The sequence below is a fragment of the Stenotrophomonas sp. TWI809 genome, from assembly GCF_039673205.1.
Classification (GTDB): Bacteria; Pseudomonadota; Gammaproteobacteria; order Xanthomonadales; family Xanthomonadaceae; genus Stenotrophomonas.
In genome coordinates, this window is sequence record NZ_JBDJLE010000019.1 from 42878 (window position 1) to 65912 (window position 23035).

The window sequence follows — 23035 nt, forward strand, 5'->3', positions numbered from 1 at the left end:
GCCGCGATACCCGGCGCTATGCTGGGGCCGGGTATCGCGATGGGAGTGGCAGGTGCGTAACGGAGTCCTTAGAACTGGCCTGCTGGCGCTGCTGTGCCTGGCCGGGGTCACACAGGCGGCTGAGCCGGATCGGCGCATCGCGCTGACGATCGATGATCTGCCCTGGCAGCGCCTGGACGAACGCGCCGAGCCCGAGCTTGCCGCCCGTCATGCACAGTTGATCGCAGCCCTGAAGCGGGCCGACGTGCCGGTGGTGGGGTTCGTCAACGAGGTCAAGCTGGCGGTGGACGGACAGGTGCAGCCGACGCGGGTACAGATGCTGCGCGACTGGCGCGATGCCGGTGTCGAACTGGGCAACCACACCTACGGCCATGTCGATCTGCACGCGATCGGCCTGGCCGCGTATGAGCAGGACATCCTGCGCGGTGAAGCCACCTTGCGCCCACTGCTGGCCGAAACCGGGCAGGCACCGCGCTGGTTCCGGCATCCGTATCTGCGTGCCGGACGGTCACCGCAGGAACGCGCTGCGCTCGGCGCGTTCCTGCAGCAACATGGTTATCAGGTCGCGCCGGTCACGGTCGACAACAGCGAATGGATCTGGGCCTTCGCCTACGATCACGTGCGCGATACCGAGCCCGATCCGGTCGCGCGAGAGGCTCGCCTGCGCCAGCTGCGTCGCGGCTATGTGCCCTACATGCTCAACAAGCTGGACTACTACGAGCAGCAGGGGCAGCAGCTGCTGGGCCGGTTGCCTGCACAGGTGTGGTTGATCCACGCCAATGCGCTCAGCGCGGACTGTGTGGAAGAACTGGTCGCCGCCACGCGCCGGCGCGGCTATCGCTTCATCTCGCTGGAGGCGGCACTGCAGGATCCGGCCTACCAGCATGCCGATGGCTACAACGGCGCCGGGGGCATCAGCTGGATCCAGCGCTGGGCGATGGCCGAGGGCAGACCGAAGGCGTTCTATGCTGGCGAGCCGCAGGTCCCGGCGTGGGTGATGACGCTGGCCGGCCTCGAGGCGGAATGACGCAACGGCTCAGGCCGGCGTGTCGCCGTTGGGGTTCTGCATGTCCTCCGGTGCCGGCCCGTACTGCTGCTGGCGCTGCTGGTGGAACGCCATGAACTCGGCCGGCGGCAGTGCCTTCGAGAACAGCCACCCCTGCCCGAACTCCACCTGGCGCGCCTGGAGATAGGCGAGCTGGGCCGGGGTTTCCACGCCCTCCGCCACGGTGAACAGCCCGAGCGTCTTGGCCATGTCGATGATGTGCGAGGTCACCGGGCTGGTGGCACTGTCGGTGCCGATCGCATCGATGAACGACTTGTCGATTTTCAGTGCATCCAGCGGCAGCTGCTGCAGGTACTGCAGGCTGGAATAGCCGACACCGAAGTCATCGATCGCCACGCAGTGGCCCATGCGCCGCGCATTGGCCAGGCTGGTGCGCGCGCGGCGGAAATCGATGAAGCCGCGCTCGGTTGCCTCCAGCCAGATCTGCTGGGGGTGGATGCCGGTGCCGTGCAGCTTGCTCGACAGCACCTTCAACGCCCGGCCACTGCTGACATCCTCGGCGGCCAGGTTGATCGCGATGTGCGCGGTGCGGTCCTGTATCAGCAGCGTGCGCATGTCGGCGATCACATGGTCGATGACCTGATCGGTCAGCGCCTCGATCAGCCCGGCTTCCTCGGCCAGCGGAATGAACAGATCCGGCCGCACCAGCGTGCCATCGGGCCGACGCCAGCGCACCAGCGATTCGGCGCCCACGCAGATGCCGGTGTCCAGCTCGATGATCGGCTGGTAGTGCATGAAGAACTCGCGCCTGCGCACCGCCGTGGCCAGTTCGCCCCGCAGCGACAGCCGCCGCCGCGACAGCCACACCACACCCCCGATCGCCGCCAGCGCGCCGAGCACGCCCAGCGGAATGAACTGCCCGATCTGGTGGCGGAACGCGGCGACCAGATCGGTGCGCGGGGCGGTCGCAACGGCCAACCACTCCTGGTCCTGCGCGGTGGCGTAGAGCGTCTGGCCTTCCATGCCGCTGGCCGGCTCGCGCAGCAACCGCTGCAGCAGCTCCTGGTCCTGGATGTCCTGCTGCGCGATCAGGCGCCCGTCCGGGCTGGCTACCGCCAGCCGCACGTTGGGGTCGGCGATCACATCGACCAGCCGCGCCGGGTCCATCAGGATGTCGTACTGCCCGTAGCTGAGCGCCATCAACGGCTGCTCCAGATTGCCGGCCAGCGGCCGGACGCCGAGGGTGATGCCGGCGCCTTCGGCGGTCACGTACCCGGGCGTGGGCTGCGGGATCTCGGCCGTCACCGGCCCCCACGAATTGCAGACCAGCCGGCCCTGTTCGAAGTAGCCCACCTGCTCGGCCGAATGGGTACGCATGGCCAGGCTGCGCATCAGCTGCAGGTGCTCGGGTGAGCAGGGCACCAGTGTGCTCTGGTTGAGCTCGTGCAGGGTGGTCAGTGCCATCTCGTAGGCACGATGCGCGCGCTGCAGGGTGCGCTCGGCCGTGGTCTGCAGCCGCACCTGCTCGGATTCGCTGGCGCGGCTCCAGGTGAAATAGAACACCGTGGCGATCGGCACCAGGGCGCCCAGCAGGGCGAGCACTACAGTGACGGCAATGATCCTGGCGCGGTTCAAACAGACCTCGATGCCTAGTCGAAAAGGGGTTCCATGGCAGCCCGACGGGCCAGGGCACTCACTGCCCCGAGCCGCTATATGACCATCAGTCCGCGGGGATTGAAACACTGCCGCGCGCCGGGACGGGCGGGAGTGGAGACGGGACGCTCCATGAGGGGTTGAATCCGTCAGCCCTGGGCAGGGCGCCAGCGCGTGCCCAGCGGCAGCCCGGTATTCACCTTCGGTTCGCGCCCCCGGCCGGATCATCGCGCCGCACCCTTCCGTGCCCCGATCCGAGCCCGATGAATCCGACCCTGCCTGCCGCGTTGGCCCTGTTGTCGTTGCTGCTGCCTGGCCTAGCATCGGCGCGCACGGTCTATCGCTGCGTGCAGAGCAACACGGTCAGCCTGGCCACCGCGCCGGAGCCGGGCTCCAGATGCACCCCGCAGCAGATCGACGACAACGCCGTGCAGACCCCCAACCTGTGGGGCAACATGGGCGTCTTCAGCGGCACCCTGTATGAGCGTGAGCAGGACGGTGCGCTGGTCTACTCCACCCGCAACCTGCCCGGCTCGCGCGTGTTCCTGAAGTTCACCGTGGCCACGCCCCCGGGCGAGCCGGCGCACGAAGGGCTGGGCAAGGTCGGTACGCCGCAGTTGAACCGGCATGCCAAGCAGTTCAAGGCGGCAGCCAAGGCCACCGGCGTGGACGATGCCTGGCTGCGCGCGATCGCGCATGCAGAGAGTGGCTTCGATGCCGGCGCGATCTCACCCAAGGGCGCGCAGGGCGTGATGCAGCTGATGCCCGATACGGCCACCGAATACGGCGTGGCCGATCCCCTCTCGGCCGAGCAGTCGATCAGCGGTGGCGCGCGTTACATGAAGGCGTTGCTGCGGCGTTACAAAGGCGACCGCGTACTGGCTGCGGCCGCGTACAACGCCGGGATCGGTGCGGTGACGCGCTACAAGGGCGTGCCCCCGTATGCCGAGACGCTGGCCTATGTGGAGAAGGTCAGCGCGTTGTACGTGCGCTACCGCGAAGCGATGGGGTTCAAGGTGGAGACGCCGGCGAAGTAGGGGCCGGGCTCAGCGCGAGGAGCCGCGTGCGACGATCGCGTACGCGTCACTGCGGCCGACGGCGTTCAACGCCGCTTGGACATCGCGGCGCGCCACCACCTGCCACCAGCGGCGATCGCGCTCCGCATCGCCGGGCAGCGAGGGCACCGTGACAAAGCGCTGGACCGACAGCAGGGTATCGCTGCGGTGCTGGGTGGATTGCAGTCTGCCGATCAGATGCGCGGCCGCGGCGTCCAAGGCGTTGTCCTCCAGCAGGGCCTCCATGAAATAGCCTGCGGCAACATCGTCATGCGCCTGGAGCCATGCCTTTGCCTGTTCGGCACGGGCCAGATCGCCAAGCTGGCGGTAGGCCGCAAAGCGCACCCACTGCTGCACCGCTTCACCGTACGGGCTGAGGTTGTCGCCGATGCCGTTGGCGGTCTCCAGTGCCTGGCGGGGCTGCAGGATGCCGGTCTGCCACACGGCCAGATTCAGGCGCTGGCTGACATTGCTGCCGCCGCCCTCCGAGAAGCGGCCCGCGAGCGTCATGGTGGCCATCGCCGTCTCGATGTCGCCCAGCCGTCGCTGGGCGATGGCACGACTGTTGAGCAGCCACGCGAGGTCGCCGGACCCCTCGAAGGTGTCCGGAATGCCCGGACCGGCAGCCACCTTGGCCGCCCGGTCCGTCATCGCGAGGACGTCCTCGTTCTTTCCCATCAGCAGCATCGCCTCGCTCATCGCAGAGAGCGCGGTCACGTTCTCCGGCGCCAGCAGCGTGTCCAGCCGCAGCGTGTCCAGATGGCGCTGGGCAGACTGTTGTGGATCGAAACGAGGGCTGTCGCGATCGATGAAGCGATCAAAGCGCTTGTCCGCGCGCAGGGCGATGACTTCCATCGGGGTATCAATGCGCGCAAGGGTGGCCGCGACCCGTTCGGACTGCTCGGCATTGATCTGAAGCAGCGCGAGCGTACGCCAGAAATCAGTCGGCTCCACGCCATCGGGCTTCCACTGGCGCTCGAACAGCACCTCGAGGAACGCGCGCAACACATCCTCCTCGCCCTGCAACCGCTGGATGAACTGCGCGGCCATGTTGATGCTGACATCGCCCGCGAATGAAGGCGCCAGCTGCACTGCACGGGTGATGTTCCGGATGCCGTCGAGCGGATTGCCCTCCTGGGTATCCAGTGCCCCGAGCAGATACAGCACACGCGGTTCATCCGGCGACAGCTGGCGTGCGCTCTGCAGGTATGTTCGTGCGAACCCCGTCTGACCGGTCTGCAGCGCGGTCCACGCCGCCTGGCTGTAGGCCTCGAGACGGTCGGCCTGCGACAGCGTGGGCAGGGCAGGGCTCGCCAGCAGGCGTTCAAAGGCAATCAGTGCACCCAACGTGTCGCCCTGTGCGGCTTGATCGGCCGCATCGGCGACGGCGTCGCGCAGGACCTGCGCCTGTGGCGCTGTTGTGCCATCGCCGGTGTCGACACGGGCGTGGACGGGACTGCTGCCTGCGATCGCCAGCGCAAGCACCAGGGCACTACGATGACGTTGCAGGCGCCGCATGACGGTGTCCTTCCATGGAATGAACCCCGATTGAAACCGGAACGTGGCGTCCGCACAAGTCGCGTTCGTCGTGCAGGGTTTGCAGGCGCGCTGCGAGCGGCTAAGGTCGTGTCCCGAACAGCAGCAGGCAAGGACGGCGATGACGCGCGGACGATGGACGATGGTGGTGCTGATCGCCACCCTGATGGCAGCAGCGCTGGTCTGGACCTTCCTGCGCGAACCGGCGGCGCCGGCACCGCCACCGGGCCCGGGGGCGACGGCCCTGGGTTGGACGCCGCAGATCAGCGTGCTGGCCGGCGACGGCGTCGGCGGCAGCACGGAAGGCCCCGCCGCCCAGGCGCGCTTTGCCGATCCGTACGGCGTGGCCGTGGATGCACACGGCGTCGTGTACATCGCCGATGCCGGCGACAACAACCGTATCCGCCGCGTCCATCCCGACGGCCGCGTGGACACCCTGGCCGGGCAGGGCGAGGGCTGGCGCGATGGCGCTGCCTTGCAGGCGCAGTTCAACACGCCCTCCGGGATCGCGGTGGATGCCAGCGGCAACGTCTTCGTCGCCGATACCGGCAACCACGTGATCCGCCGCATCGCGGTGGACGGCACCGTGAGCACGCTGGCCGGTGATGGCCAGCGGGGCTTCGTCGACGGGCCGGCCGCGCAGGCGCGTTTCGATGGGCCGATGGGCGTGGCGGTGGACGCCGGCGGCCGCGTGTACGTGGCCGATACCTACAACGACCGTATCCGCATCATCGAACCCGATGGACGGGTGCATACCGTCGCGGGCGGCGAACGCCCGGGCATGCTCGATGGCTTGGGCACGGTCACCCGCCTGGATACGCCGGTGGCGCTGGCACTGGATCCGCACGGCAATCTGCTGATCGCCGACCTGTTCAACAACGCGATCCGCCAGCTTGCACCGGATGGCACGCTGAGCACCCGCGTCGCCGATGGGGGCCTGCTCAGTGGTCCGCTGTCGTTGGCGGTGACCCACGACGGGGTGATCTATGCCAGCGACATCAACGGCAAGGTGGTGCAGATCTCGGCGCAGGGGCATCAGCTGGCGTTGGCGGGGGTGCCGCCGCAACCGCGCTTCGCCCGTCCCACCGCGATCGCGCTCGATGCCGAGGGTGGTCTGTACCTGGCCGATGCCGCGTCCTACCGTGTGCACCGGCTGCGTGCGCTGGCGGCAGGAGAAGCCGCCCCGCCGGCGCTGATCGGCCCGGCGCCGGACGCGCCGCTGCCGCAGACCGCCGGCCGGTGGCCGCTGGCCCCGCAGGACGGGTGGCATGAAGTGGTCGGCACGCTGGGTGAAGTGCGCGGCGACTTCAAGGGCGAAAGTCGCCACCACCTGCACGGTGGCTTCGACATCCGCGGCGATGTCGGCCAGCCGGTGCTGGCGATTGCCGACGGCAAGGTGGATACGCCGTTCGCGGCGTGGTCAGTGGGTGGCCAGGCCGAGGGCCTGTCACTGGGCCGGCTCAAGTACATCCACATGAAGGTCGGCCGCGACCCGCGCGATCGTCCGTTCGATGCGCGCTGGCAGCCACTGTTCGGTGAGGACGGCACGTTGGCGCGCATCCGCGTGCGCCGTGGCACGCGCTTCGCTGCGGGTGAGGCGCTGGGCAGCATCAACCGCATGGCGCATGTACACCTGAGCGTGGGTGCCAGCGGCTTCGAGCGCAATGCGGTGGCGCTGGGCTTCATCGATTATGCCGACACCTTCGCGCCGCGCATCACCGAGGTGGCGGTGCTGGACGATCTGGATCAGCCGATCCAGGCCGGCGCCGATGGCCGCATTGCAGTTCCGAGGCAAGGCCCGGGCGTGCAGATCGTGGTGGAGGCGTGGGACCAGGTGGACCGCAACCTGCCGCGGCGGCGGCTGGGGCTGTACCAGGTCGGCTACCAGGTGCTGGATGCGCAGGGCCAGCCGTTGGCCGGCTACGAGCAGCCGCGTTTCAACATCGTCTTCAACCGGATGCCGCGCGAAGACAGCGCCACCCGCGTGGCCTACGCGCCGGACAGTGGCATTACCGTGCACGGCAGCGCGGTCACCCGGTTCCGCTACCTGGTCACCAACACCGTGCGCGATGGGCTGGTCGAGACCGGGCGCTGGCAGCCCGACGCGTTGCCCGCCGGCGACTACATCCTGCGTGGCAGTGCGCGTGACTACAGCGGCAATGAGGCCATCGGCCCGCGCGATCTGAAGATCACGCTGTTGCCCTGAGCCATGTCAGGCGCCGACGCGCACGCGTTCGGCGTCCATGTCGGCCAGCGGGCGCACCTCGATGCTGCCGAAACGTGACCACGGGAACTGCTGGGCGATGCGCATCGCCTCAGCGTGGTCCGGCGCGTTGATCAGATTGAAGCCGGCCAACAATTCGTGGGTTTCGGCGAACGGGCCATCGGTGATGCGGGTCTGGCCCTGGCGCACGCGCAGCGTACGCGCGCTGTCGACCGGTTCCAGCTTCTGCGCGAGCACCAGCGTGCCCTCGGCCTGCAGGCGGTCGGCATGCTGCAGGCAGTCGTGCATCAGGCGGTCGTACTCGTCGCCGGGCAGGGCCTGCAACAGGCCTTCGTCGATGTAGATCAGCAACAGGAATTGCATGGCCGGACCGGGGTGAGCGGGGGAAACGGCATGATGCCCCAGCCCGCGCCCGGGACGTGTTGCAGCGCCGCAGCGGTGCCCCGTTCAGGGGCGGAAAAATAAACCCGTGCGGCGTGTCGATTTCCGCCCCGCGGGCACGTTGTATCCAGTGAACGGCCCGGGTGACGGGCTGGCACACAGGAGCATCCCGTGAAAGTCATGGTACTGGTCAAGGCAACGGCGGCCACCGAGGCCGGTCAACTGCCCACCGAGCAGGAAATACGCGCCATGGGCGCTTACAACGAACAGCTGGTCCAGGCCGGGATCATGCTGGCCGGCGAGGGCCTGCACCCGACCGCGCGCGCCCGCCGGGTGGCGTTCGGCAGTGAACCGCCGCGTGTCATCGATGGGCCCTTCGCTGAAACCCGCGAGCTGGTCTGCGGGTTCTGGCTCTGGCAGGTGCGCTCGCTGGACGAGGCCACCGAATGGCTCAAGCGCGCCCCGTTCGCTGCCGGGGATGTGGTCGAGCTGCGGCCGATCCTCAGTGCCGAGGATTTCGGCGCGGCCTTCACTCCTGAATTACAGGCGCAGGAACAGCGTCTGCGCGACCAGATCGGCACCGCCGATTGATCCCCCCGCATCCATGGAGCATTCCCATGAAACTGATTCCGTTCCTCGGCTTCAACGGCAAGACCCATGACGCCATGGCCTTCTACGCGCAGGCGCTCGGCGGTAAGGTCACCTCTGAAATGAAGTACCGCGACATGCCTCCCATGGAAAGCCAGGGGGGCTGTGGCGAGATGCCGCCGGAGACACTGGACCACGTTGCCCACAGCCTGCTGGAGGTTGGCTCGGCGGTCCTGATGGCCGCCGATGGCCCGTCGTCGGACGGGCAGGGCAGCACCACGATCAACATCGAGGTCGACTCGGTCGACGAAGCCGAGCGTGTGTTCAAGGCGCTGGCCGACGGGGGTGAGATCAAGATGCCGATCACCGAGACCTTCTGGGCCCATCGCTGGGGCTTTCTGATCGACCGCTACGGCAAGCCGTGGATGGTCAACTGCATGAAGCAGCCCTGAGCCCGGACCGGCGCGATGGCACGCCGCGGTGCGGCTTGTGCCCCGGCCGCGCTGGTGCTCTGATCGGCCGCATGGACAGGGCACTGACGCAACGACTGGAGACGATCTGGCGCATGGAGTCGCCAGTGTTGACCGCCCGCCTGACCCGTCTGCTTGGCGGCGATGTCGGCCGTGCCGAAGAGCTGGTCCAGGACACCTGGCTGGCCGCGCTGGAGCGCTGGCCCCGCCAGGGGGTACCGGACAATCCCGGAGCGTGGCTGATGACCACCGCGCGCAACCGCGCCATCGATGTGCTGCGCCAGCACCGCCGCGTCGCCGGCCAGCATGCGCAGTACGGCAGTGAGCTGGAGCCGCTGCCGTTGCCGGCGCCCGATGACAGCGGTGCGCTGGAAGACGACATCGGCGATGACCTGCTGCGGTTGATGTTCGTCGCCTGCCATCCAGTGCTGGCGGCCGATGCGCGCGTGGCGTTGACGCTGCGGCTGCTTGGCGGGCTGACCACCGAGGAGATCGCGCGCGCCTTCCTCGCCCCGGAGCCGACCATCGCCCAGCGCATCGTGCGCGCCAAACGCACACTGGCGCAGAAGCAGGTGCCGTTCGAAGTGCCACGCCAGGCGGCGCTGCCGGAGCGGTTGGCCTCGGTGCTGGAGGTGGTCTACCTGATCTTCAACGAAGGCTATGCCGCCAGTGCCGGCGATGACTGGATGCGCCCGGCATTGTGCGATGAAGCGCTGCGGCTGGGCCGCGTGCTGGCCGGCCGGCTGCCGACCTGGCCGCAGGTGCAGGGTCTGCTCGCGTTGATGGAACTGCAGGCATCGCGCACCGCCGCGCGTACGGATGCGACCGGCACACCGATCCTGCTGCCCGACCAGGACCGCACGCGCTGGGACTGGCTGCAGATCGCCCGTGGCCAGGCGGCCCTGCAGCAAGCGATTGCATTGGGCGGTGGCGACGACGCCTATGCACTGCAGGCGGCCATCGCCGAGTGCCATGCGCGCGCACGCCGCGCCGAAGACACCGACTGGGCGCGGATGACCGTGTTGTACGCGCGGCTGGCCCAGCGCCAGCCCTCGCCGGTGATCGCGCTGAACCACGCGGTCGCCTTGTCGCGGGCACAGGGTGCGGCCGCCGCATGGCCCCTGGTCGATGCGCTCGGGGACGATGCGCGGTTGCGCGACTACGCGCCGCTGGCCGCGGTGCAGGGTGATCTGTTGGCCCAGCTGGGCCGGCACGACGAAGCGCGCGCGGCCTTCGCGCGTGCAGCCGCACTGACCGCCAACGCACGTGAGAAGGCGCTGCTGCTGGCTCGCGCGGCCGCTGTGTAGACCGGCACTGCACCGCACGGCAGCTCTGGCCTACACTCGGGCGATTGTCGGTCAGTCATGAGGTGCAGCGTGAAGCGTGTGGTAATCAGCCTGTTGGCGTTGTCGGTGTCGTCGGCCTTGATGGCCGCCACCCCCAAATTCGATGGCGCGCGGATCTCCGCCGACGTCAAGGAACTGGCGTCGGATGCCTATGAAGGCCGCTCGCCGGCCACGGCCGGTGAAGAGAAGACCATTGCGTTCCTGAGCAAGCAGTTCGCAGCGGCGGGCCTGCAGCCGGGCGGCGACCTCAAGGATGGCAAGCGCCTGTGGACCCAGGCCGTGCCGCTGCTCAAGGGCGATATCGTCGGCACCCCGAGCCTCTCGCTGAGCAGCAAAGGCACGCCGCAGACGCTGAGCCAGGGCAAGGAAATCGCCGTGCGTGCCGCCATGAACGGTGCCAGCGAAGTGGACATCAAGAACGCGCCGCTGGTCTTCCTCGGCTACGGCGTCAAGGCCGGCGAGCGCAACTGGGACGATTTCAAGGGCGTGGACCTGAAGGGCAAGATCGCGGTCGTGCTGATCAACGATCCGGACTTCGAAACCGGCCAGGGCGATTTCGACGGCAAGGGCATGACCTACTACGGCCGTTGGACCTACAAGTACGAAGAAGGCGCGCGCCAGGGCGCCCTCGGCGTGCTGATCGTGCACGAGACCGCACCGGCCTCGTATGGCTGGGCCACCGTGGCCGGTTCCAACACCAACACCATGTTCGACGTGGTCCGCGACAATCCGGCCGACGCGCATCCGCTGCTGGAAGGCTGGATCCAGCGCGATCTGGCGGTGGAACTGTTCAAGCGCTCCGGCCTGGATTTCGAGGCGCTCAAGAAGCAGGCGCAGACCCGTGACTTCAAGCCGGTCGAGCTGAAGGGCGAGACCTTCTCGGCCAAGTACGCGGTCAAGACCGAGGTGATCACCTCGCACAACGTGGCCGCGCGCCTGGAAGGCAGCACGCATCCGGATGAGACCGTGATCTACAGCGCGCACTGGGATCACATCGGGGTGGGCAAGCCGGACGCGAACGGTGACACCATCTTCAACGGTGCGCTGGACAACGCCAGCGGCACCGCCTCGCTGGTCGAACTGGCCCGCGGCTTTGCCAAGGCCAAGCGCCCGGAGCGTTCGGTGCTGTTCCTGGCCGTCACCGCCGAGGAAAAGGGCCTGCTCGGCTCGGAGTACTACGCCACCCACCCGCTGTATCCGCTGGGCAAGACCGTGGCGCTGATCAACATGGATGGCATGGCGCCCTTCAGTCCCTCGCGTGACTTCGGCATCTACGGCTCGGCCAAGCTGGAACTGCTGGACCAGCTCAAGGACGTCGCCAAGGGCTGGGACATCCGCTATACGGCGGATCCCAAGCCGGAAGCCGGCCTGTTCTTCCGCTCCGATCACTTCCCGTTCGCCAAGCGTGGCGTGCCGGCGGTGTCGTACTCGGCGGGCCAGGATTGGGTGGAAGGCGGCGTCGCCGCTGGCAAGGCGGCGTCGGATGACTACACCGCCAAGCGCTATCACCAGCAGGGGGACGAATGGCAGCCGGACTGGACCTTCGCCGGTGCCTCGCGCGATCTGGAAGTGCTGTACACGCTGGGCAACCAGCTGGCCAATTCGCGCGCCTGGCCGAACTGGAGTGAAGATTCCCAGTTCCGCGCCCCGCGTGATGCCAGCGCCGCCGAGCGAAAATAAGACCGCGTCCGGCCGGCACGCCGGCCGGACCCCGCTGTAGAGCCACGCCATGCGTGGCTTCGCGGTCCCGAACCCAGACGTAGAGCCACGCCATGCGTGGCTTCGCGGTCCCGGAAGAAAGCCAGCCACCCATGGGGTGGCTCTACACCGCTTCGTCCCACCATTCCCCGCCTTCGTCGCATGCCGCTTGTTCCCCGTGGCGGCAGGGCTATGCTCGCCTCACTCCCTATGTGATGACGCCGCCGTGTTCGCCAGCCTCTCCCTGATTCTCCGCATTCTGTTGGCCTGGGCCGCCGCCATCGTGGTGGCGGGGTTCGTCTGGAGTGGCTTCTTCCACGGCATGGACGAAGGTCCCGGCTGGGTGTTCGGCTTGCTGGCCCTGTTCGTGATGGTGACCGCCCTGGGCAGCTGCATTGCCCATATCCGCCGGGTCCAGCACGCGGCCGGGCGCCTGGACGCGGCCACCCTGTCCAGCCGCCAGCGGCGCCAGATCGAGGTCCCCATGGATGCGGGCCCCGCCTTCGCCTTGGTCGAAGCGGCCATCGCCGAGCTGCCGCGGGTGGAAGATATCGAAAGCGCTCCGGGCAGCCTGCAGGTCCGTGCCTACGTACGCCGCGTGGACACCTACAACGGCCGCCCACCGTCGCGCTGGAACCTGCCTGCGCGGCTGGCGATCAAGCGCAACAGCGTGCTCGCCACGGTCACGCCGGGGCAGGGCACCAGCAGCGTGACGCTGCTGTTCGAGCCCGATGCCGGCGTCTGGGCGGACCTGCTGGCGGTGGACGAAGGCAGCAACCATGAGAACGCCGAAGCGGTAAGCCGTGCGATCACCCGCCGGGTGGCCGAGCAGCGCCGCGACGAACAGGCCGCCGCCGAACAGACCGCGACCGAGAAGGAACTCTCGGTGGCCAGACTCAACCTGCTGCATGCCCAGGTCGAGCCGCACTTCCTCTACAACACCCTGGCCAACGCGCAGGTGCTGACCCGCACTGATCCGCCGCGCGCGGACCAGATGCTGGGGCACCTGATCCAGTACCTGCGCAGCTCGCTGCCCAGCGTGGATGAATCGATGTCCACCCTGGGGGTGGAGCTGGAGCGCACCCAGGCCTACCTGGAAATCCTCAAGATCCGCATGGGCGCACGCCTGGCCCTGCAGGTGGATGTGCCGCCGGCGCTGACCAGCGTGCCGCTGCCCTCGATGGCCCTGCAGACCCTGGTCGAGAATGCGATCAAACACGGGCTGGAACCCAAGCCGGGCGGTGGCACGGTATGGATCATCGCGCGCGCTTTCGAGGACCATGTCACCCTCACCGTGGCCGACGATGGCCTCGGTTTCGGGCAGGGCACCAGCGGTACCGGGATCGGCCTGAAGAACCTGCGCGAGCGCCTGCGCCTGACCTGCGGTGAGCGCGCCGGGGTGGCCATCGTGTCCAATTTCCCCAGCGGCGTGGCGGCGACGATCACCCTGCCGCGCGATGCCCGGGAGGCGATCCATGCAGCTTGATGCACTCATTGCCGAAGACGAAGACCTGCTGCGGCAGTCATTGGTCGCCCAGCTGCAGCGGCTATGGCCGGAGCTGCGGCTGGTGGCCGAATGCGAGGATGGCGCCAGCGCGCTGGAGCGCCTGGCCGAGCTGAAGCCGGATCTGGCCCTGCTCGACATCCGCATGCCGGGCATCACCGGCATCGAGGTGGCCCGCGCGCTGCCCGAGATCAGCCCGCGCACCCAGGTGGTGTTCGTCACCGCCTACGACCAGTACGCCATCGATGCCTTCGAACAGGGCGCGATCGACTACCTGCTCAAGCCGGTCAGCGATGAGCGTCTGCTCGCCACGCGTGAGCGCATTCTGGCGCGCATGCAGCTGGGCCGGCCGGACAGCGGCATGCTGGAACAACTGCTGCAGCGCCTGGGCCAGCAGCCCGCCGCCGCCTCAAGCGCGCCGCCGTTGGCCTGGATCACGGCCAGCAACGGGCGTGACACCCAGCTGATCATGCTCGAAGACGTGATCTACTTCCGTGCCGACAGCAAATACACCACCGTGGTCACCGAGCAGGGTGAAAGCCTGCTGCGCACCTCGCTGCGCGAACTGCTCGACGCGCTCGATCCGCAACGTTTCCGCCAGATCCACCGTTCCACCATCGTCAACATGAAAGCGGTCGCCGCGGTCACCCGCGATGACACCGGCCGCGGCCAGCTGCGCTTGAAGCACCGCGCCGAAGTGCTCAACGTCAGCCAGCCCTTCATGAGTCTGTTCCGCGGGATGTAACGCGCCTTTTCTTTCGTCGGGAGCCTGCCATGCGTATCGCCGTTGTCGCCAGTCTCTGCGTGCTGGTGCTGGCTGCCTGCCAGCAATCGAGCAACACCTCCGTCACCCGCATCCGCGCCAATGGCGTGGATGCGCTGTACAGCAAGACCACGGTCGACAACGGGGTGGCCAGCTTCGACTGCATCGCCAGCAGCAGTGGCCACTGCCACTACCTGGTGCTGGATGCGCGCTGCGGGAAGGACAAGGACTGCGCCTATCCGCCCCTGCACCGGCTGTCGGTGGCAGTCGGCAAGACCGAGCAGATGGCGGGGTTGCCGGCTGGCTTCCAGCACTGCGTCAGCGCGGTCCAGAAAGAACAATGCCACCGTGAGTGATCACGGTGGCATCGTGGCTCCCCCCGCGTTTCAGTAGGGTCAGAACGCCGGTTGCAGATGCAGGTTGGTTCCGTTGGGCTGCTCGCCCACGTGGTTGAGCTGGCCGACCAGTTCGGTGTGCTGCTTCATCCGGCCGATCTCGCGCATGATGCGGATATCCTCATGGCGCAGTTCGCGCTTGGCGCTCACGGCCTGCTTGTAGTCCAGCACTTCCGGATAGTGCTGGGCCATATCCAGCGCTTCGGCCACGCACTCCACCGTATCGGCATCGGAGGTGATCCGGGCGCGGCTGTTGAAGGCCTTCATCCAGCGCTCGAAGCCGGCGGTGTGATCGAACATGTTGGCCATGAACCAGATCACGAACAGGATCGACACCCAGGAGCCGAACACGATCACCACGCGGGTGAAGGTGATATGGAAGTCATCCTTCCACAGGTAGTTGCTGATCAGGCCGAGGATCAGCAGCGAGGATGCCTGCCACCCGACGATCGAGGCCATCAGCCATTGGCCCTTGGCCTTGGCGAGCACCGCGACTTCCTCGCGGATCTGCTGTTCACTCTTGTTACGCCAATGCGCGACCTGTTTTTCGAACGGGCTGCTGTACAGCTCGTTGTCCTGCAACAGCAAACCCAAACCTTTGAACAAAGCGATCATGACGAGCTCCTTCTGGAACGTGCGGCAGCGCATTGGACGACGTTGTGGCACGTCCAGTTCTAGCACTTTCACGGCGCTTGGCAATGGGCAAAGCGCAAAGATCCGGCGTCATTCCTGCCTGAATGGGCAAACTCGCAGCGGATTTGCGCACTGCGGCACGTAAATCACCGGGTAAATAGCCTGCGGACGCCGGTTCCCATGCTGCAGTTGCACAATGCGCGGGCCCAGCGCGACGTTGCCCTCGCCAGCCCCGGCGGTATCACGCAGAATTGACGCATCCGCGCGAAACGCCGGCCCGCTCCGCCCTCGGTACTGTTGATGTCTTCCCTGCTGCGTTCGCTTGCCCGCCCCGCCACTGCCCCGATCCGCCGCTGGGTACTGGGTGCCTTCCCCCGCGGCCAGAGTGGGATCGATTACGACCATCCCCTGGGCGACCCCGGCTGGTTCGGCCCGGACAGCATCACCTGGCGCGTGCACTCGGAATTTCCCGGGATGCTTGCCGGCGGCCTGTGCGCGCTGATGCTGCAGACCCTGCATCCGCTGGCGCTGGCCGGCGTGTACGACCACTCCAATTTCCGCGATGACCTGGTCGGCCGCCTGCGCCGAACCACCGCGTTTGTCGCCGGCACCACGTACGCACCGGCCGCGGAAGTCGAGGCGTTGATCGCCAAGGTGACCCGCATCCACGCGCAGGTGCGCGGGCACACGGCCGACGGCCGCGCGTATTCCGCGGACGATCCCGCCTTGCTGACCTGGGTACACGTGACCGAGGCCTATGGTTTCCTGCAGGGCTGCCGGCGCTATTGCCGCGACGTCCCGGGCGCCATCGCCGATCAGTATTACCGCGAGTACAAGCGCGTGGCCGAAGCACTCGGCGCCACCGATGTGCCGGCGTCGGAAGCGGAGGTCGACGCGTACTTCGCACAACAGCAATCGGCGCTGGTATTCGATGCGCGCTCGCGCGAGGTGCTGGCGGTGTTGTCCGGCATCCGCTTGCCGGTGCCGATGGCGGGACTGTCGCGCGAGCTGTTCCTGGGTGCCGGCGCGGCGCTGTTGCCGGACTGGGCGACGACGATGCTGGCGCGCACGCCCATGCAACGTGCGCAGTCGCGTGCCTCTGCGGTGATGCTGAAGGGTATGGCGCCACTGTTCCGGCGTGCACTGCAGGATGGCCTGGCGACGCGGGCGTGCACGCGGATGGGCGTTCCTGCCGGCGTGCTTGCTGATTGGCCTTGAAGCGGTGAATCGCGAGTGCCTGTGTCCGATGGTTGGGTCGGGCACGCATAGGCTTCCGGGACCCGCTGCCCATGCCCGCCCAAGCCAGAGCAGCCGCAAACCCCAGCCGTTGCTCTGCTCCAGCTCTTCAGCTCTGAAGCTCTGAAGCTCTGAAGCTCTGAAGCTCTGAAGCTCTACGACAAAAAAAACGGGCGCCGAAGCGCCCGTTCTTTCATCTCAGCAAAACGCGATGAAAAGCCTCACCACACCTTGACCCGCTTCTCCGGCGCCAGATACAGCTTCTGGCCTTCCTTCACCTCGAAGGCCGGATACCACGCATCCAGATTGCGCACCGTCAACGCACGGAACTGGCCCGGCGCATGCACGTTCGTCAACAGCGAATTGCGCAGTGCCTGCTCACGCGCCTTGCTGCGCCACGCCTGCGCAAAGCCCAGGAAGAACCGCTGATCCGGCGTGAAGCCCTCCAGCGTCTGGCTCGGCTTGCCCTGCAACGACAACTGATACGCATCGTAGGCCGTCGACAGACCCGCCACGTCCGCAATGTTCTCGCCCAGCGTCAAACGACCATTCACCGACACCCCCGGGAACGGACTGTAGCTGCTGAACTGCGCCGCCAGCGCATCACCGGCCGCGTTGAACTTCTTCAGATCTTCCGCCGTCCACCAGTTCTGCAGCTTTCCCGTCTCATCGAACAGCGCACCGGCGTTGTCGAAGCCGTGGCTGATCTCATGGCCGATCACCGCACCGATCGCACCGTAGTTCACCGCATCATCGGCCGCACCATCGAAGAACGGCGGCTGCAGGATCGCAGCCGGGAACACCAGACGGTTTTCCAGCGGTACGTTCATCGCATTGATGGTCTGCGGCAGCATCGCCCACTCGCTGTGGTCCACCGGCTTGCCCAGCTTGGCGATGTTGCGGCGGTACTCGAACAGCTCGGCACGCTCGGCATTGCCCAGCGCGTCATCGCGCTTGATCTCCAGGCCCGTGTAATCGCGCCATGTGTCCGGGTAGCCCATACCCACGGTCAGGCCATCGACCTTGGCTTTGGCACGCGCCTTGGTCTGCGGCGACATCCATTCCAGCGCATCGATGCGCTTGGCGAACGCGGCAATGATGTTCTTGGCCATCTCGTCCGCACGGGCCTTGGTGGCCGGGTCGAAATGATGCTCGACGTACAGCTTGCCGATCGCTTCGCCGACGGCATGGTTGCTGTCATCCACCGCACGCTTCCAGCGCTCGCTCTGCTGCGGGGTGCCGTTGAGCGTGGTGCCGTGGAAGGCGAAGCGCGCATCGGCGAACGACTTGGGCAGGTACGGGGCGGCGCGGTCCAGCGCATGGAAGGCCAGGTAGTCCTTCCAGACCTCCAGCGGCTCGGTCGCGACCAGGCGCGAAATGCCGGCCACGGCCTTGGGCTGCCACACGATGAAGTCCTGCTGGGCGTCCAGGCCGGCCGAGGCCAGGAAAGCGCTCCAGTCCATGCCCGGCGCCTTGGCGCTCAGGTCGGCCTGCTTCCAGGCATTGGCGCCCTTGGCGACGTCGTTGGTGTCTTCCTGGGTGGCGTGGGCCTGGGCGATCTTGGTCTCCAGCGCGAGGATGCGCTGGGCCTTGGCCGCCGGATCGGCGACGCCGGCCAGCTGCAGCACCTGGGCGATATACGCCTGGTACTGCTTGCGGATCTCGGCCATGCGGCCGCCCTGCAGGTAGAAGTCGCGGTCCGGCAGGCCCAGGCCGCCCTGCACCAGGTACGGCGCGGTGCGGTCCGGCTGCAGCAGATCCACCGAGACCCACACACCGAACAGGCGGTCGGTGTAGAAGTTGGTGGCGTTGAGCAGGTCCACATCGGCGCGCAGGGTGCCGCCCAGCGCGGTGGCCAGCGCGGCCTTGTCGCTGATCCCGGCGATGGCGTCCAGCGCTGGTTTGACCGGGGCGGCACCGCGTGACTCGATGCCGGTCTCATCCATGAAGGCGGCGTAGTAATCGCCGATCAACCTGGTCTCGCCCTCGGCCTTGGTATCGGCCGCGGCGCCTTCGAGGATCGCGCGGGTGTCGGCCAGGGTCTTTTCGGAAATGACGTTGAAGCTGCCGTAGCTGGAACGGTCGGCCGGGATCTCGGTGTTCTTGACCCAGGTGCCGTTGGCGAAGCCGAAGAAGTCATCGCCGGCGGCGATGCTGCGGTCCATGCCGGCGGCGTCGAAGCCGAAACTGCCAAGCTGCGGCTTGGGCGCGGCCGGTTCGGCCGGAGCGGCTTCGGGCGCGGCCGCGGCCGGCGCAGTCGCCTGGCGGTCACAGGCGGCCAGGCTCAGCGACAGGCTGGCGGCAATGGCGAGCATCAGGGTGGGGCGGCGCAGCTTGGACATTGAGCTTCTCTGCAACGGAAACATCCAAGTCTAATCCTGTCCCGGGCGCACGGTTATGCCGGCTTCGGCGGCATCGGGTACCGGATCTGCCCGTCCCCGGATTCACCGAGGTGAACGGCCCGCTGCGGTGCTTCCCGTCCTGCGCGTGCTCGTGCATGCTGGCGCGGCACGGATTCCGCGCGCGCCCCGTCGGCGCCCGCGTGACGATCAAGGCGTCAAGAATCCCGGGCAGCGGCCGCTCAGGTTTGGGGAAACCAGGAAGCGTTTACAGATGAAGTCAGCCTGTCGTTCGGGAAAAGGGTTGCGATGCCCGCGTTGAACCGTGCCCTGGCGCGGCCACTGCGGACCTTCGTGTGGCTGGGGGTTTGCCTGGGTGTGCTGCTGGCTGCCGGGCTGGTGGCCACGCTGGTCAATGATGGCCAGCGCCGACAGGAAGCCGCGCAGCGCCAGAGCTCGGCGCTGGCGACCGGTGCCCAGCGCCTGCTGCGGCTGGAGCTGCGCAATCTGGAGCGGGTGATGCAGGGCATTTCCCGGGATGGTGCGCTGCTGTTCCAGCGTGTGCCGGCGCAGGCCCCTGATCTGCTCGACGCCAGCATCACCGGCGCGCTGCAGCGGCATGCCGAACTGCACAGCATCGTGGTGGTCGACCAGTACGGGCGCGCCCTGACCAGTGGCAGCGGGGACCTGCAGCTGCCGCTGTGGGCGGTGGATGACAACCGCGGGCAGGGCAGCCAGGTGTTCCTCGGCCCACCCCAAGCGCTGGATGCCGCGCAGTGGATCCTGCCGCTGGCGCTGCCCATGGGCGGCGACCGCTGGCTGCTGGCACGGCTGCGCACGGCCGAACTGCAGTCGATCATCGGCGGCATGGACACCGGCGATGCCGGGGTGATCTCCATCACCGACCCGCATGGCTATGTGTTGGCGCGCAGTCCGGACCCGGCCGGGGTGGTGGGGCGTCGTTTCGGCCTGGCCAAGCGCGAGCTGCTGCGCCGAGACGCGTTGACGCCGCTGGGGACCGAGATCAGCGCGGTCGATGGCATCGAACGGATTTCCAGCCTCAGCACGCTGGCGCAGTACCCGCTGGCGGTCTACGCCGGGCTGGGCCGGCGCGATGTGCTGGCAGCGTGGTGGCCGTATGTGCAGGCCTCGATCGGCGTCTATCTGCTGTACTGGGCGCTGTTCGGCGCGGTGTATGTGAGCCTGCGCCGTGCCACCCGCGATCAGGACACGCTGAGCGAGGAGCTGCGCACCGGCCATGCCGAACTGCGCATGGCGCACCAGGTTGGCAAGGTCTGCACCTGGTACGTGGATGAGGATGCCTGCCTGTTGCGCTGGTCACCGCTGGCGCGTGAGATTTTCGGCATCGACATCGAGAGCCTGCCGGTCGCCGACTTCTTCGCACGCGTGCACCACGAAGACACCGTACGCATGCAGCAGGCCTTCGACGCCGCATTTGCCGGCAGCGGCGTGCTCGATGAAATGTTCCGCCTGGTGTTGCCCGGGGGCGCGATCCGCTGGGTGTCCGCGCGTGGCCAGCGGGTGGCGGTGGTGGACCGCGAGCGCCGCATGATCGGGGCATTGACCGATGTCAGCGAGCGGGTGGATGCGCTGGCCCGGGTGCAGCAGGCCGAACGGCAGTTTCGGCTGCTGTTCGACCGCAACCCGGCGCCGTTCTGGGTGTTCGATCCGGACACGCTGCGCTTCCTGGAAGTCAACGAAGCGGCGGTGCGCCAGTACGGCTACAGCCGCGATGAATTCCTGGCGATGAGCATCCTGGATATCCGCCCGCGCGAAGGCTGGGAGGAGATCCGCGGGGCGATCGCACAGGCCCGCATCGGCGACGTGCAGGATGCGCAGGTGCGCCTGCACCAGCGCAAGGACGGCACCGTGTTCGAGGTCCGTGCGCATCTGGCCCGGCTGGATTTCGATGGGCGCCAGGCCTGCCTGGTGCTGGCCGAGGACGTCAGCGAGCGCCTGGCCTACGAGCGCGACCTGGCGTATCACGCCACCCACAACCCGGCGACCGGCCTGCTCAATACGCGTGCGCTGGCCGCGCAGCTGGACGAGGAGGGCGGGGCGTACACCATTGCCTACGTGCAGTTCCGTGGCCTGCAGCTGGTCGCCGATACGCTCGGCCGGGAGGTCGGCGACGTGGTGCTGCAGGCGATGGCCAAGCGCCTGGGCGGGCTCGGCGTGCGCTATGGGCTGCTGGCCTTCCAGCCGGCCGAGGATTTCATTTTCGCCATCCGCGACGACCATCAGCGCCAGACCGCGCTGGACACCCTGGTGCAGACCGTCTCCGAGCCGGTGCGCGGGCAGGATTGGCTGCACCAGTTCGAGCCGCGCATTGGCGTGGCGGTCAAGGCCGACGCCGACACCAGCACCGCCGAGCAGGTGATCGGCATGGCCGCGCAGGCCGCGCATGCGGCGCGCGACGAAGGCAACGTGATCGCCTGGTATGACACCACCGTGAGTTCGCGCTTGTCCGAACGCCTGCGCCTGGCTGGGCGCATCCACAGCGCGATCGATACCGAGTTCGAGCTGTACTACCAGCCGATCTGCCACGCAGGCGACAGCAGCCCGGCCGCGCTGGAAGCCCTGCTGCGCTGGCCGCAGGCCGACGGCAGTTTCATTCCACCGGGTGAGTTCATCCAGCTGTGCGAAGACACCGGCCTGATCCTGGCGCTGGGCCGCTGGGTGATCCGCGCCGCCGCGCAGGCACAGCGGCAGCTGGTCGATGCCGGCTGGGACCTGCCGATCGCGGTGAATGTCTCGGCGGTGCAATTCTTCAACAGCGACCTGGTGGCCGAGTTCACCCGTGCCAGCCAGGAGTTCGGGCTGGCCCGCGGTGCGCTGCAGGTCGAGCTGACCGAGAGCAGCCTGATGCGCAAGCCCGGCCAGGCCAAGCAGACCATGCAGCGCCTGCATGAGCAGGGCATCTGCATCTCGCTGGACGACTTCGGTACCGGCTATTCGAACATGTCCTACCTGCAGCATCTGCCGCTGGACATCCTCAAGATCGACCGCAGCTTCGTGGCGGACGTGGAAACCAATCCACGCAATGCCTCCATCTGCCGTGCACTGCTGTCACTGGGGCACAGCATGGGCCTGACCATCATCGCCGAAGGCGTGGAGACCCCCGGGCAGCATCAGTGGTTGGCCGCGCACGGCTGTGACCAGGTGCAGGGCTATCTGCTGGGCCGACCGATGCCGCTGGCCAGGGTGATCGCGCAGTTGGATGCGGTGGAGGCGTAGTTCGCCGGGCGCTGCCCGGCCGCCGCCACCCGTCATCCGCCCAGCGCTTCCACCAGGTAGTCGATGAAGCTGCGCACCTTCGGCGCCAGATGGCTGCGACTGGTGTACACCGCATGGATGCCGATGCCCGGCACCGCCCACGCGGGCAGTACCCGCTCCAGTCGACCCTCGGCGATCGCCTCGGCCACCAGGAAGTCCGGCTGCACGATGATGCCCATGCCGGCGATGGCCGCTTCGCGCAGCACGTCGCCATTGTTGGCACGCACACCGCCACGTACCGGCACGGAGACCTCCCCGCGTGGCCCCTGCAACTGCCACGCATCCCCGCCGCCCCAGTAGCTGTACTGCAGGCATTCGTGCGCGGAGAGATCTTCGGGTTGCTGCGGCCGGCCATGCGCATCCAGATACGCCGGCGCCGCGCACAGGCTGATCTGCGCGTCCGCCAGCTTCCGCGCGATCAGTGCCGGGCCGGGCTGGCGGGTGATGCGGATCGCCACGTCGTAGCCTTCTTCGACCATGTCCACCAGGCGGTCGGACAGCGACAGGTCCAGTTCCACCTGCGGGTAGCGCGCGCGATAGCCGGCCAGCAGTGGGCCCAGCCGGGCGATGCCATAGCTGACCGGCGCGTTGATGCGCAGCCGCCCGGAGGGCTCCAGGGCCTGCGCGCTGATGCCGGCCTCCAGCGCATCGAACTCGGCCAGCAGCCGCACGCACTCGGCGTAATAGGCCGCGCCCGTGCTGGTCGGGCTCACGCGGCGGGTCGTACGGTTGAGCAGCCGGGTCGAGAGGCGCTTTTCCAGCGCCGCGATCTGCCGGGTCACCCCGGCGGTGGACAGGTCCAGGGCCTGCGCGGCGGCACTGAAGCCGTTGCGCTCGACCACGGCGACAAACACACGCATGGCATCCAGAGTGTCCATTGTTTCTCTTTCAGAAATAAACAGCGTCGATGC

General features: G+C 67.7%; 18 protein-coding genes. 12 read left to right on the forward strand and 6 right to left on the reverse strand.

The genetic code is table 11. The features are described 5' to 3' along the window. The first annotated feature begins 79 nt into the window (after positions 1-79). Positions 80-1027 (forward strand): polysaccharide deacetylase family protein, encoded by a 948-nt coding sequence (locus ABE472_RS14070; protein ID WP_346466507.1) that lies wholly within the window; start codon positions 80-82, stop codon positions 1025-1027. A 9-nt stretch (positions 1028-1036) separates the two neighbouring features. On the opposite strand, the gene ABE472_RS14075 is transcribed toward ABE472_RS14070, so the two are convergent. Beyond that, complete coding sequence (locus ABE472_RS14075) at positions 1037-2641, reverse strand: EAL domain-containing protein (protein WP_313220078.1); 1605 nt, start codon at positions 2639-2641, stop codon at positions 1037-1039. Between the two features lie 281 nt (positions 2642-2922). Between ABE472_RS14075 and ABE472_RS14080 the strand changes: the two genes are divergently transcribed. Continuing rightward, positions 2923-3696, forward strand: coding sequence for a lytic transglycosylase domain-containing protein (locus ABE472_RS14080; RefSeq protein ID WP_070426523.1), 774 nt, complete (start codon positions 2923-2925; stop codon positions 3694-3696). A gap of 9 nt (positions 3697-3705) precedes the next feature. Here ABE472_RS14080 and ABE472_RS14085 read toward each other — a convergent pair whose 3' ends face one another. Then, a complete protein-coding gene (locus ABE472_RS14085) occupies positions 3706-5232 on the reverse strand; it encodes a hypothetical protein (protein ID WP_346466497.1) in 1527 nt (508 codons plus the stop codon). 139 nt (positions 5233-5371) lie between these two features. Here ABE472_RS14085 and ABE472_RS14090 point away from each other — a divergent pair, with 139 nt between their 5' ends. After that, the gene (locus ABE472_RS14090; RefSeq protein WP_346466498.1) at positions 5372-7456 is read left to right on the forward strand and encodes a gluconolaconase; all 2085 of its coding nucleotides are present in this window, start codon (positions 5372-5374) and stop codon (positions 7454-7456) included. 6 nt (positions 7457-7462) lie between these two features. On the opposite strand, the gene ABE472_RS14095 is transcribed toward ABE472_RS14090, so the two are convergent. Then, positions 7463-7837, reverse strand: coding sequence for a YciI family protein (locus ABE472_RS14095; RefSeq protein ID WP_313211742.1), 375 nt, complete (start codon positions 7835-7837; stop codon positions 7463-7465). A gap of 189 nt (positions 7838-8026) precedes the next feature. Here ABE472_RS14095 and ABE472_RS14100 point away from each other — a divergent pair, with 189 nt between their 5' ends. From ABE472_RS14100 to ABE472_RS14130, 7 genes are all read left to right on the forward strand, one after another. Beyond that, positions 8027-8446 (forward strand): YciI family protein, encoded by a 420-nt coding sequence (locus ABE472_RS14100; protein ID WP_313211743.1) that lies wholly within the window; start codon positions 8027-8029, stop codon positions 8444-8446. Between the two features lie 26 nt (positions 8447-8472). Beyond that, positions 8473-8895, forward strand: a complete 423-nt coding sequence (locus ABE472_RS14105; RefSeq protein WP_346466499.1) for a VOC family protein — start codon at positions 8473-8475, stop codon at positions 8893-8895. Positions 8896-8966: 71 nt separating this feature from the next. Next, entirely contained in the window at positions 8967-10220 is a 1254-nt protein-coding gene (locus tag ABE472_RS14110; RefSeq protein ID WP_346466500.1) for a sigma-70 family RNA polymerase sigma factor, read from the forward strand. A 69-nt stretch (positions 10221-10289) separates the two neighbouring features. Continuing rightward, positions 10290-11939, forward strand: a complete 1650-nt coding sequence (locus ABE472_RS14115) for a M28 family metallopeptidase (RefSeq protein ID WP_346466501.1) — start codon at positions 10290-10292, stop codon at positions 11937-11939. Positions 11940-12183: 244 nt separating this feature from the next. Next, a complete protein-coding gene (locus tag ABE472_RS14120; RefSeq protein ID WP_313211748.1) occupies positions 12184-13443 on the forward strand; it encodes a histidine kinase in 1260 nt (419 codons plus the stop codon). Next, positions 13433-14206: a LytTR family DNA-binding domain-containing protein gene (locus ABE472_RS14125; RefSeq protein WP_313211749.1), complete on the forward strand. Its 774-nt coding sequence runs from the start codon at positions 13433-13435 to the stop codon at positions 14204-14206. Before ABE472_RS14120 ends, ABE472_RS14125 begins: the two co-directional genes overlap by 11 nt. Positions 14207-14235: 29 nt before the next feature. Continuing rightward, entirely contained in the window at positions 14236-14580 is a 345-nt protein-coding gene (locus tag ABE472_RS14130) for a hypothetical protein (RefSeq protein ID WP_313211750.1), read from the forward strand. Positions 14581-14619: 39 nt separating this feature from the next. Here ABE472_RS14130 and ABE472_RS14135 read toward each other — a convergent pair whose 3' ends face one another. Beyond that, the gene (locus ABE472_RS14135) at positions 14620-15234 is read right to left on the reverse strand and encodes a hypothetical protein (RefSeq protein WP_026070179.1); all 615 of its coding nucleotides are present in this window, start codon (positions 15232-15234) and stop codon (positions 14620-14622) included. Between the two features lie 318 nt (positions 15235-15552). Here ABE472_RS14135 and ABE472_RS14140 point away from each other — a divergent pair, with 318 nt between their 5' ends. Continuing rightward, positions 15553-16470: an oxygenase MpaB family protein gene (locus ABE472_RS14140; protein ID WP_313211751.1), complete on the forward strand. Its 918-nt coding sequence runs from the start codon at positions 15553-15555 to the stop codon at positions 16468-16470. Between the two features lie 239 nt (positions 16471-16709). Here the strand turns inward: ABE472_RS14140 and ABE472_RS14145 are convergent, their stop codons facing one another. Then, complete coding sequence (locus ABE472_RS14145) at positions 16710-18830, reverse strand: M13 family metallopeptidase (RefSeq protein WP_346466502.1); 2121 nt, start codon at positions 18828-18830, stop codon at positions 16710-16712. A gap of 306 nt (positions 18831-19136) precedes the next feature. Between ABE472_RS14145 and ABE472_RS14150 the strand changes: the two genes are divergently transcribed. Then, positions 19137-22085 (forward strand): EAL domain-containing protein, encoded by a 2949-nt coding sequence (locus tag ABE472_RS14150; RefSeq protein WP_346466503.1) that lies wholly within the window; start codon positions 19137-19139, stop codon positions 22083-22085. A gap of 32 nt (positions 22086-22117) precedes the next feature. Here the strand turns inward: ABE472_RS14150 and ABE472_RS14155 are convergent, their stop codons facing one another. Then, positions 22118-23002 (reverse strand): LysR family transcriptional regulator, encoded by an 885-nt coding sequence (locus ABE472_RS14155; RefSeq protein ID WP_313220066.1) that lies wholly within the window; start codon positions 23000-23002, stop codon positions 22118-22120. Positions 23003-23035 lie beyond the last annotated feature (33 nt).

Bases quoted from the DNA above. Each gene is read 5' to 3' on its own strand.
- ABE472_RS14150 (WP_346466503.1), top strand. From the start codon at position 19,137: ATGCCCGCGTTGAACCGTGCCCTGGCGCGGCCACTGCGGACCTTCGTG.
- ABE472_RS14110 (WP_346466500.1), top strand. From the start codon at position 8,967: ATGGACAGGGCACTGACGCAACGACTGGAGACGATCTGGCGCATGGAG.
- ABE472_RS14140 (WP_313211751.1), top strand. From the start codon at position 15,553: ATGTCTTCCCTGCTGCGTTCGCTTGCCCGCCCCGCCACTGCCCCGATC.
- ABE472_RS14125 (WP_313211749.1), top strand. From the start codon at position 13,433: ATGCAGCTTGATGCACTCATTGCCGAAGACGAAGACCTGCTGCGGCAG.
- ABE472_RS14080 (WP_070426523.1), top strand. From the start codon at position 2,923: ATGAATCCGACCCTGCCTGCCGCGTTGGCCCTGTTGTCGTTGCTGCTG.
- ABE472_RS14095 (WP_313211742.1), bottom strand. From the start codon at position 7,837: ATGCAATTCCTGTTGCTGATCTACATCGACGAAGGCCTGTTGCAGGCC.
- ABE472_RS14085 (WP_346466497.1), bottom strand. From the start codon at position 5,232: ATGCGGCGCCTGCAACGTCATCGTAGTGCCCTGGTGCTTGCGCTGGCG.
- ABE472_RS14130 (WP_313211750.1), top strand. From the start codon at position 14,236: ATGCGTATCGCCGTTGTCGCCAGTCTCTGCGTGCTGGTGCTGGCTGCC.
- ABE472_RS14090 (WP_346466498.1), top strand. From the start codon at position 5,372: ATGACGCGCGGACGATGGACGATGGTGGTGCTGATCGCCACCCTGATG.
- ABE472_RS14145 (WP_346466502.1), bottom strand. From the start codon at position 18,830: ATGTCCAAGCTGCGCCGCCCCACCCTGATGCTCGCCATTGCCGCCAGC.
- ABE472_RS14105 (WP_346466499.1), top strand. From the start codon at position 8,473: ATGAAACTGATTCCGTTCCTCGGCTTCAACGGCAAGACCCATGACGCC.
- ABE472_RS14135 (WP_026070179.1), bottom strand. From the start codon at position 15,234: ATGATCGCTTTGTTCAAAGGTTTGGGTTTGCTGTTGCAGGACAACGAG.
- ABE472_RS14155 (WP_313220066.1), bottom strand. From the start codon at position 23,002: ATGGACACTCTGGATGCCATGCGTGTGTTTGTCGCCGTGGTCGAGCGC.